Source organism: Streptomyces sp. NPDC057486 (assembly GCF_042802415.1).
Taxonomy (GTDB): domain Bacteria; phylum Actinomycetota; class Actinomycetes; order Streptomycetales; family Streptomycetaceae; genus Streptomyces; species Streptomyces yanii.
In genome coordinates, this window is sequence record NZ_JBHVEE010000132.1 from 17,512 (window position 1) to 27,215 (window position 9,704).

The window sequence follows — 9,704 nt, forward strand, 5'->3', positions numbered from 1 at the left end:
TGCTCTGAGCCGGGTCCGGGGCGGGTTGGTGACTTCGATGCAGGAGCCTGGGCTGTTGCCCGGCGAAGGGCAGGCGGGGCGGGTCAGTTCTGAGCGCCGGGGTGGAGGATGACTTTCGTCCAGCCGTGGTGCCGGGCATCGAGGTGTTCGTAGGCGGCCGGAGCTTCGTCGAGGATCAGCTCGTGTGACGCCAGAAAGCTGGGGCCTGCTTCGCCCGGGCGATCATGTCGCGCAGGGCACGGTTGTAGTGCTTGATGGGGGTCGCCACCAGCACGACGGGGAGACTGACGAAGATGGCCAGCTAGTCGCCGGCGAAATCCCGTGCCAGTGCGGCGACGCACACGATGCCTGGCGGCCAGCCTGCGGAGCCGGGCAAGGAAACCGGTGAACGGCCCGTAGGTGAGGGTTGCATAGTGGGAGGCGCCGCCCTCGGGTGTTTCGTTGCGAGTTCGGCGTATGAGGCGGTTATCAGGAGCGACAGCAGCATGGCGAGGAGCAGCCGGACCTGCGCCGTCCGATTCAGCGGCGACCTGGCCGACGACGACGTAGACGTCGGCGCCCAGCACATCCCCGGGGAGGAATAAGTGGAGCAGAGGTGTCGTCAGCGCCTTCCTTGAGCGAGGGTCTCGCCGTGAGGGGGCCGTCGGACGCCCGTGCGGAGGGGTATGCACCGCGACTTGGCCGTAGATGGGTTATCAGTGCTGCCCCTTGCGGTTGCGGCGGGTCAGCCGGTTCTGGAGGTGGGACAGGGCTCCGGTGCGCTGCCGGCGCAGGGCGGCCCGGGCGGCGTTGGCCCCGGGGGCGCCATGAACGCCCCCGCCTGGGTGCGCGGAGGCGGAAGCGAGGTAGAGCCTGGCGACGGGTGTCTCCGGGCGGCCGGTGCCGGGCGTGGGGCGGAAGACGAACTGCTGGTGCATGGCCGTGGTGCCGCCGTTGATGGCGCCTCCGTGGAGGTTGGCGTCCATGCTCTCCAGCGTGGGTGGGGCGAGGATGCGCCGGGCTCTGACGAGGCCGCGGAAACCGGGGGCATAGCGCTCGACCTGTGCCTCGACACGGTCCGCCATCGCCTCCTGCTCCCGGGCGTCCCAGGAGCCGGTCAGCCCGTCGTCGCCGGCGTCGCCCCGCACCCGGTGCGGAACGTGCGTGTAGGCCCAGGCGGACTCGGTGCCCTGGGGCGAGCGGCTGGGGTCGGCGGTGGTCATCTGGCCGAAGAGAGCGAAGGGCTCGTCGGGGACGCGGCCCATGGCGATCTGCGCGGCGAAGCGGGTGAGGCCGTCCATGCCCTCTGCGAGGTGGACGGTTCCCGCCTGCGCGGCCTCCGGGCAGGTCCAGGGCACCTGTCCGTTCAGTGCCCAGTCGACTTTGAACGTGGCGAAGTCCCACTGGAAGCGCTTCAGGTCGGCGAGCAGCCGTCCGGGGAGGTGCCGTTCGGCCACCAGGGAACCGTAGAGAGCGGGCGCGGACACATCGGCCAGGACCGCCCTGCGAGCTGATACCGCCTCGCCGCCTGTGGTGCGGACGCCGACGGCCCGTCCGCCGCGGACGACGACCTCGGCGACCTGTTCACCGCAGCGGATATGTCCGCCGCGCCGCGCCAGGCGGCGGACGAGAGCGGCGGTGAGCGCCCCGGCGCCGCCGGTGGGAACGGGGAAGCCGTAGGTTTGGCCGAGCATGGACATGAACCAGCCGAACCCGCCGCTGCCCGCCGCCTCCGGTGCGAGGTCCGCGTGCAGGGCATTGCCCGCGAGCAGGAGCCTGCCGCCCTCGCCGCGGAACTCCTCCTCGCCCAGACGCCGCACCGGCAGCACCATCGTTCGGGCCAGGCGCAGGCCGCCCGCCGCACGCAGCCGCAGCGCCAGCCGGGCCCCGGCGCGGACAGGGGGGAACGGCGTGAACAGGGCGCCGAGGATGTCGGGACGCAGCGTCTCCCAGACCTCTCGCAGCTCCTTCCACGCGGCCCCGTCTCCAGGGGCGAACGCCTCCAGGCTTGCGGCTGTCTCCTCCAGGTCTCGGCTGAGGACCGCACAGCGACCGTCTCGCAAGGGGTGGGCGAGTACCTTCGGGGCGTGGCTCCAGGCCAGCCCCTCACGCTCCAGATTCAGGCCGGCCAGCACCGGCGAGGCCGCGGCCAGAGGATAGAAGGCACTGAAAAGGTCACTGGCGAACTCGGGGTCGACGCCCCGATCGTGCCGGACCGCTCCTCCGGGCTCGTCCTGGGCCTCCAGGACCTCCACGCTCCAGCCCGCGTCGGCCAGGAGGTTCGCCGCGACCAGCCCATTGGGGCCCGCCCCGATCACTACAGCGTCCGGCATGACTCGCTCCCGGCTCGGTGGGTGCCGCCGCGCCCGGTGGCGGGGCTGTCTCCAGGTCTGGGTGCGGGTTCAGGCCCTGCGCGGTCGTGGCTGCTCGGGAGTGGTGCGGGCCGGGCTTTCGGCCCCCTCGCACAGCCGGGCGAGACGGCCGAGCATTGCGCGGTGCCGCATTTGCTGCGCCGCGTCCAGGAGCCCGTTGTGCAGGGCGCCCCCCGCCCCGCGCAACGGGTGCTCGTCGAAGATAAGCAGCGTGTGCTCGCCCCAGGGCCGCAGTTCCATCGCGATCCGCGCGGTCCCCAGCGGCCCGCTGTCCGCCTCCAGTTCGAGGACGGCGGTCGGCTCGCTGCGGCGCACGACGGTCCGGTTGTGCAGGGTCAGCGGCCCGATCTTGATCTCGTAGCGGAGGGCCGCCCCCAGCTCGGGCCACCGTCCTTCGTCCAGCTCGACCTGTGAGGTGCCGACTACCCAGTCCCCGTACTGTTCGGCGTCGGACAGGACCCCCCAGACGTCCTCGGGGGGCTTCCTGATCAACCGGTGCCGTACGGCCATGCGCTCCTCCGTCGTCCGAAGTGTCGCGTCCCTCGCTGCGTGTTCCCACGCTAGGCCCGGGGCCACACTCCCGCGCGGGGACGGCGATCCCGGCGCTGCCGGTTGCGGGTCGCGTCCAGGGTGGTGAGCGCCGGGAGCATGTGCAGCGGGGCGAGCCCGGCCGTACAGGTGAGCTCGGCGCGTACGTCGTCGTCGACGACGGTAGGGCGCAGCAGGCGCGGTCCGCCGTGAACGAGACGGTGCCCGGTCGCGCCGACCTGGGGCGCGTCGCGCAGGAACTCCTCGATCGTGTCGGCGGTCTCGGGGCCGGCTGGCTCGGTGATGGGGGCTTCACGGCCCGTTCGCGGCCGTCGCCACCCAGAACGTGAGGTGCAGGCTGGAGGAGCCGGCGTCGACAACGACGATGCCCGGGCCGTTCACATCTGCCACTTCCACTGCGTGATCTGGGCGGGGCCGGTGAGGCGGATCGCCTCGGGCAGCCGGTCACGGTGGTGCGCGCAGGCGACGGCCAAGTCACCAGTGACCATGGCGCGTCCGCGCAGACGGCCGAGCGCGGTGACGGTCAGGTCTGGCGAGATAGCCGTTGCTCGCGAGGAGTTCGTAATTCACCATCGGCCATTCACCGCCGTCCTGATCCGTTGCATGGGGCCATCCCTCACCCGGGTACCAAGGGGCAGGTGACTTCGCGATCGTTGTTCACTCGTTTGGCTCGGCAGCGCTGATGTCGCCCAGGGCTGAACCGGCATTGCGTTCGATGGACAAGTCGCCAAGGGAGATGACCCCGACAGGCCTGCCCCCTTCGACCACTGGCAGTCGGCGTACCGCCCGTTCGCGCATCAGAATTAGGGCCTGCTCAACGTCGTCATCCGGGGTGACGGCGACAAGCTCGGCGCTGCACGCATCGGCTACGGTGCGATCATTGATGCTGCCGCCCTCAGCCAGGACGCGCACCACCAGGTCCTGGTCGGTGACGAGACCACGCAACCGATCATCGTCGACCACGAGCACGGCACCAATGTCCTCGCGTCGCATCAGCTGGGCAACGACCACTACGGACGTCAGCGACGACACGACGACAGGATCCTCCGTCATGACCTCGCGAACCTGCTGGACCATGATTCTCCTTCAAGCTGCACACGGCAGGACTCTTGGACTTTCCCAGCTCGTGTATCCGTGACCTGGGACCGAGCGGCCTGGCCACGGTGGAGTTCCGTCCATTGGCTCTCGTGGCTGTCTTCACAGCAGGCTGGACGTCATCGTCACCGACCGCCTGGATGGCGTGCCCTGCTCGCAGTGCTGTGCCGGCCGTCGGCGGGACGCGACACGAAGCGATGCGACGCCCATGCTGCGCGAGACGGCAGGGACAGGTAAGGACTGGTCGGCCGTTTGTACGACCGCCTTGCGGGCAGCTGCGTTTGCCATCCAATGACCGTGGCACTCGGATGCGGGGAACGGCCGAGCCATCGCTGTAAAGCTGGCGGCCCAGGGTACGGAGGTGGGGATCACCTGGCACCAAGACCGGGCGGGCGCCGAGGAAACGGCGCGAGGAGTCCGGGAGATAAGGCCGCGGTGCGCACTCGTGACGGGACGCAGAACGGCCGCAGCCGCACCCACACCGCGGCTGGCAGGTCGCGTCGAGCACGCAGCGGTACTGTCTGCGCCTCTGCATTCCCGGGTGGTCACAGGGGGATGCCGCTCTCTCTCGACCGGTGCGAGGAGCTGGGCTCCTCTTGCTTATGACCGGTCTTGGCATATCGGTGCTCCTGGAGTGCCAGGAGGTGTTCGGCGAGTCCGGCCAGCTCCGCTGCCGCGGTGTAAATCTGGGAGACAAGCGTTGTGACCACCACCGCTGCTTGGTCGGCGCTGTAGAGACTCGTTCCGTGCTCATTGAGCGGCTCGACAGCGTGGCGCGCGGGTTGGGGGAGGGGTCGCTGTTCCACTCTGCGTCTCTTCTCGTGTTCACGGTTTTAGCGTGAGGATCAATGATCAGGCTGCCAGACTCGGCATCGGTCATCCGGTCAGATACCTGTGCACCGTCCGTGGCGGGTTGGCGTGACCGTGCTGCTGTTCTGGAACGCAGCCGAGGAGGGGCGGGTCAAGAGGTCCGCGAAACGAGTTCCTCGTACCCCAAGTCGGATGGGTCCGTGGTGTGTACATAGACCTGGACACCGTCGAGTAGATTGCGGAGTGTGCTGCGACTGGTCGAGTGCGCGATCTTCTGCTCGATCTCTGCGGCCTCGGGACACCAGGAGATCAGCACGATCTTGTCTTTCCGGGCCCCGTTCGCCGTCGCAAAGACTAGGTCGTAGACGACGAACCGAGTCTCGGCGGTCGGCAGGGCCTGCAGCAGTTCGTCGTGCGTCAGGTTCCCCTTGAAATCGGGGATGACGGTCTCCAGGTTGTCGCTGAGCCGGTAGATCACTGTGTTGACGTTCCGCTTCCTCTTCAGCTCATGAAATGCCTCGATGCAGCTGTCTTCCACTGGGATATCACTGCTCACGAAAAGTCCTTCTGTGTCGCCGACCCGTCAGCCGCTCGGGCCTCCAATGCCAAATGCCCCGCCGCCGTCATCCTTGCGTACATTCATCGTTGAAGAGGGCCGATTGAGCTCATGCGGGCCGAGGTGCTCGCCCTCTTCCCCGAAACCATCCGCAACTTTCACGCTTTTGACGTGAGGCTGTCAGGGAAGAACGTTCGGCCCGTGGTCCCTGCTGTTGTGCTCGTGCCCGACGTCGCGTGTCCCACCAGAAAGCGAGGCAGAGGCTCCGCTCATTTGGGGAGAGAGCCCGCGATGGCCGGAGCCAGGCTCCGTAGCGCAGCCCCGTCTCCACGCAGACACCGCACTGTGTTGCGTACATTGGGCAGTCATCCACTTCCGGGCCGCCTGCAAGGAACTCGCAGCGCACCTGATTCAACGGCCGAGGGCTTGGCGCAGCTGTTGCTTGTTCATGTTTGAGCGGCCGTCGATGTTCTTCTTCTTGGCCTCTTCGTACAGCTGGTCCCTGGTGGGTCCCTGTGAGCCGCTGTGCGAGCGTTGCCCGCCACGCTGAGGGGCGGACTTGGGGTCGCGGGTAGAGGTTTTGCTCGAGGACTTTGCCTCGCCCGAGCGTGCACGTTCTTTGTTGACGGTGCGCGAGGCAATTTCCTTCGCACGCTTCTCGGAAGCGCCGCGGTTCTCGGCGCTTTCCTTGATGTGTTCGTACTGGCGTTCACGCTTAGGGCTGGATCCTGCTGGCATGACTGACGCTCTCGTCTCTGTTTTGGTCGACGACGCCGGGCACACGGGAGAACGCTGTTCTCCAGGGCATGGCTTGCACACCCGGCTACCCCAGTGCACGCGCAAAACCTGCCGCCCGCGACACGAGTGAAGGCGAAGAACTTCTCTTACGCAGGATGCAAAGTGAGAAAAGTGACAGGGGGACACAGCGGCGCTGCGGTGCGGTGCGCTAGAGCTGAGCCGGACCGCAGGGTGAGGGCATCAGCCTGACCCGCCGATGGTGATCCGCAGCCCGGCACAGAGTGACAGGACGATCAGTTACGGGGGTGGGACGGAGAGTCTCGGTGTGGCCTGTCCGGCGGTCGTGTCACAGCGCCGGAGGGCGCAGTACAGGGTTCGGGCTGTCCTGGGGGACGCTCTCTTCAGTGCGGATGTGCTGGCGGTGTCCGGTCTGGATGACCGGACCATGGCCCAGGGAATCCTCGAGCGGTTCACTGTCGGTGAAAGCGGCCATTCTCTCCGTCGCCGGACCGCACGAGAAGTTCCTGGTCGGACAAGACGCACATAAAACATGGCAGGAGGCCGGAGACTGCCATTCGAGTGGCGGCGGTCCGCAGGCACACCGAATCTGAATGAGGTGAGGCGGGCACGCGCCTGACGAGAGGAACGAGAGGTCTGCTCGTACCCTCATGGAGGCTTCATGACGACTGCTGCCGCACGGGCCGTCGACCTCGGGAACCTGTGGACACTTCCTGGGGTCTACGCTCCCCAGGCCGATACTCACCTGCTTGCACAGGCGCTCCACGCCGAGGGGATCACGGCGGACATGGACGTTCTCGATGTCTGCACAGGATGCGGCGCGCTCGCTCTGTTGGCCGCGCGGATGGGGGCCCGGGTGTCGGCGACCGACATCTCCCGACGAGCGGTGATGACTGCTCGGATCAACTCCGCCCGTGCCGGGCACCGTGTCCGGGTGCTGCGCGGCGACCTCACCGGGCCGGTCGCCGGGCAGCGCTTCGACGTGGTGGTGAGCAATCCGCCCTATATGCCCGCGCCCCATGCGCGCCGCACCCGCAGCCACAGCCCCGCGGTCGCCTGGGACGCCGGTCCCGGCGGACGGCAGGTCCTCGACCGGATCTGCGCCCACACCCGAGATCTGCTCCGACCGCATGGCGTACTGCTCATGGTGCATTCCGGACTCTGCGGCGTCGAGGAAACGCTGAGACGGCTGACCGAGACCGGTCTGCGCTGCGCGGTGACGGACCGGTCCTACGTACCGTTCGGACCCGTGATCATCAAGCGGCTGCCGTGGCTGCTTGCCCAGGGCCGGATCGGCGCCGATGAGGACACAGAGGAGCTGGTGATCATCCGTGCCGAACGAAGCTGACCACGCCCGCCGCGTGACCGTTGCCCGCGACGGTCCGATTTTGATCGAAGGGCCAGTGGAGATCGTCCAGGAGGATGGCGCGATCGCCACCTCCGACCGGTTCATCGTCGCCGTCTGCACCTGCGGGCGCAGCCGCATATACCCGTGGTGCGACACCAGCCACCGCCGCCACACGCCCCCCGGCGCTCACCTCCGCGAGGGCCGTGACCAGCGTCCCGGCAACGACCCGAAGGGCACTCATGACGGCGACCACCACTGACCACAGCCCTGCCGGCCCCTCCGTGCCCAGCCCCAGGGGGCCGCTCTCGGCTGGCCTGTTCGCTGCCCTCGCCTCGCCTCAGCAAGCCCCTCCCGACGTGGGGGAGGCCGCGGTCGCGGACTACGTGGCCGTCTGCGTGGCGGTACGGGACATCCCTGCGGCGACCTTCGGGTGTACCCGGCGACCGTCGAGGAGCGTCATGCCATGTGTCGTAGGTCGCGGTGTCTCAGTGAGCCGTTGTGGCCGGTGCGGCGCTCGTCATCGTCGGGGCCGATTTGCTGCGGCTGTCGGCGGCGGGCGGGGCGATGTCCGGGGCGTAGGCGCCGCACCCGCGGCACACCAGGGCGCCGTTGAGATGCCGACGGCATGAGGAGCAGTAATCTCCACCGAGCCGGGTCGCACACATCGGGGTCAGGCCCGCGGATCCATCCGCGCGACCTCCACGAGCGCCATCGCCTTCTGCCGGACCCGGTCGTCCGGCAGCTGCGCCATGACCTGGGTCGCGAGCTCCTCAACTACAACGCCGTACCGCATTTTGCACACCCCGTGTGATCGACTCGGGTAGCAGCGTACGGAGGAACCGCGATCACGTTCCGGCCTGTGGTTAACCCGCACCGTGACCGACCGCGACGGCTTTGCTGAACAGATTGCGCCGCGAGGAAAGCAACGCCGCGGGGCGGACCGGTGAGCGCCGCGTTGAAGTACCGGCTCCCTGGATGCACGCATGGAGCTCCGGTGTGAGGATCGGGGCATAAGGCCCGCAGGTCGCACTATGGCCCGTCGAGGCAACCGAGGCAACCGAGGCCGGAGAGGCAACCCCATGTCCAAGCGCCCGAAGTCATCGCAGCCGCCACGCGACGGAGCCCACAGGCACGGGCCGTCTCCTGACGTGGATCAGGAAATTCAGCAGGAAAATCCGAGCGCACATCGGTCCTTCCACCCCGAGGAGTACGCGCCGGAACCTGGGCCCGGCAGGCAGATCTCCAAGGAGGAGAAGAAGGGGGTCCCCGCCGATACAGCCAAAAGCATCGGCCGCCGCGGAGAGAATCAAACCAAGGGATCGGCGGAGAAAGGCATGCACGATACCGGCCGCACGGGCCGGTCACAGCGCCCCAGCGGCACCAGGGACGCCTCTGCCACTACCGGAGTGGATCCGCAGGACCCCCCTGGGGGGCGGAGCAGGCGGGGCCGCTGACCTGAGTCCGCAAGGTCCGCGCTCGTTTGCCGGGGGTTGCACCCAGGGTTGTCTGCACAGGGGGATCCAAAGGTGCACCGGAGGTACTACCGGAGGTGTGAACCCCCCTTTGTGATCTTGGGCGTTTTGCCTGGTCAGCCCCCCATGGGCAAGCCGTTTTCGTACGCCGACACCTCTTTGTACGCGATAGCCGTACGAAGAGGTGGGTGTCTTGGCGGGGCGGCGGGCGGCGATGCCGTGGGAACTTCTGCGACCGCGTCTGTGCTGCGCGTTACGGTGATCCGGTTCTGATCGGGGTTGCACGGGGGTGCCCCTGATGGTGACGGCTCGGCAGAAGCGGGGCGTGGCCCCGCGTAACGGTCCGGGAGGCGAGGCCCGGCTCCGTGTGACCCGGCGCAGTGTTCAGTACTGTTCGGTCTCGACGTAGCTTGCGTCCGCGTTGCCGAAGGCGGCGGCGATCGGGTCGAATCCGGGCGGGCTGTCCTTGAGGCTCATGCCCATGCCGGCCAGCTTCGCCTTGACCTCGTCGATCGACTTCGCACCGAAGTTGCGGATGTCGAGCAGGTCGGCCTCGGAGCGGGCGAGAAGCGCACCCACCGTGTGGACGCCCTCGCGCTTGAGGCAGTTGTACGAGCGGACCGTGAGCTCGAGTTCCTCGATCGGCAGCGCCAGATCGGCGGCGAGCGCGGCGTCCGTCGGGGAGGGGCCCATGTCGATGCCCTCGGCGTCGATGTTGAGCTCGCGGGCCAGACCGAACAGCTCGACCAGGGTCTTGCCGGCCGACG

11 protein-coding genes and 3 pseudogenes are annotated in these 9,704 nt (G+C 68.2%); 3 read left to right on the forward strand and 11 right to left on the reverse strand.

Features of this window, described 5'->3' with window-relative positions; translation table 11 throughout:
• Positions 1 to 83 precede the first annotated feature (83 nt).
• From ACFU6I_RS38665 to ACFU6I_RS38705, 9 genes and pseudogenes are all read right to left on the reverse strand, one after another.
• Positions 84 to 259 (reverse strand): annotated as a pseudogene (locus ACFU6I_RS38665) (aldehyde dehydrogenase); the annotation flags it as partial.
• A gap of 45 nt (positions 260 to 304) precedes the next feature.
• Positions 305 to 605, reverse strand: a pseudogene (locus ACFU6I_RS38670) (amino acid permease); the annotation flags it as partial.
• 90 nt (positions 606 to 695) lie between these two features.
• Positions 696 to 2,312 carry a phytoene desaturase family protein gene (locus ACFU6I_RS38675; protein ID WP_384376075.1) on the reverse strand — a complete coding sequence of 539 codons (1,617 nt, stop codon included), beginning with the start codon at positions 2,310 to 2,312 and terminating at the stop codon, positions 696 to 698.
• Between the two features lie 69 nt (positions 2,313 to 2,381).
• Complete coding sequence (locus ACFU6I_RS38680) at positions 2,382 to 2,861, reverse strand: SRPBCC family protein (protein WP_384376078.1); 480 nt, start codon at positions 2,859 to 2,861, stop codon at positions 2,382 to 2,384.
• A 50-nt stretch (positions 2,862 to 2,911) separates the two neighbouring features.
• Positions 2,912 to 3,184, reverse strand: a complete 273-nt coding sequence (locus tag ACFU6I_RS38685; protein WP_384376115.1) for a hypothetical protein — start codon at positions 3,182 to 3,184, stop codon at positions 2,912 to 2,914.
• Positions 3,185 to 3,557: 373 nt separating this feature from the next.
• Positions 3,558 to 3,977 carry a CBS domain-containing protein gene (locus tag ACFU6I_RS38690; protein WP_384376081.1) on the reverse strand — a complete coding sequence of 140 codons (420 nt, stop codon included), beginning with the start codon at positions 3,975 to 3,977 and terminating at the stop codon, positions 3,558 to 3,560.
• A 563-nt stretch (positions 3,978 to 4,540) separates the two neighbouring features.
• Positions 4,541 to 4,801 carry a hypothetical protein gene (locus ACFU6I_RS38695; protein WP_384376084.1) on the reverse strand — a complete coding sequence of 87 codons (261 nt, stop codon included), beginning with the start codon at positions 4,799 to 4,801 and terminating at the stop codon, positions 4,541 to 4,543.
• A 155-nt stretch (positions 4,802 to 4,956) separates the two neighbouring features.
• The gene (locus tag ACFU6I_RS38700; protein ID WP_384376087.1) at positions 4,957 to 5,361 is read right to left on the reverse strand and encodes an actin-binding ADF family protein; all 405 of its coding nucleotides are present in this window, start codon (positions 5,359 to 5,361) and stop codon (positions 4,957 to 4,959) included.
• Positions 5,362 to 5,772: 411 nt separating this feature from the next.
• On the reverse strand, positions 5,773 to 6,099 hold the full coding sequence (locus ACFU6I_RS38705) for a plasmid stabilization protein (protein WP_384376090.1): 327 nt from the start codon (positions 6,097 to 6,099) through the stop codon (positions 5,773 to 5,775).
• 325 nt (positions 6,100 to 6,424) lie between these two features.
• Between ACFU6I_RS38705 and ACFU6I_RS38710 the strand changes: the two are divergent.
• From ACFU6I_RS38710 to ACFU6I_RS38720, 3 genes and pseudogenes are all read left to right on the forward strand, one after another.
• Positions 6,425 to 6,650 (forward strand): annotated as a pseudogene (locus tag ACFU6I_RS38710) (hypothetical protein); the annotation flags it as partial.
• 128 nt (positions 6,651 to 6,778) lie between these two features.
• Positions 6,779 to 7,465, forward strand: coding sequence for a HemK2/MTQ2 family protein methyltransferase (locus ACFU6I_RS38715; protein ID WP_384376093.1), 687 nt, complete (start codon positions 6,779 to 6,781; stop codon positions 7,463 to 7,465).
• Positions 7,449 to 7,724 carry a CDGSH iron-sulfur domain-containing protein gene (locus ACFU6I_RS38720; RefSeq protein ID WP_345512079.1) on the forward strand — a complete coding sequence of 92 codons (276 nt, stop codon included), beginning with the start codon at positions 7,449 to 7,451 and terminating at the stop codon, positions 7,722 to 7,724. Before ACFU6I_RS38715 ends, ACFU6I_RS38720 begins: the two co-directional genes overlap by 17 nt.
• Before the next feature lie 411 nt (positions 7,725 to 8,135).
• Here ACFU6I_RS38720 and ACFU6I_RS38725 read toward each other — a convergent pair whose 3' ends face one another.
• Positions 8,136 to 8,258, reverse strand: coding sequence for a hypothetical protein (locus ACFU6I_RS38725; protein WP_384376096.1), 123 nt, complete (start codon positions 8,256 to 8,258; stop codon positions 8,136 to 8,138).
• Positions 8,259 to 9,321: 1,063 nt separating this feature from the next.
• Positions 9,322 to 9,704, reverse strand: a 383-nt coding sequence (locus ACFU6I_RS38730) for a DNA-directed RNA polymerase subunit alpha C-terminal domain-containing protein (protein WP_384376099.1), incomplete at its 5' end; no start/stop codon positions are given.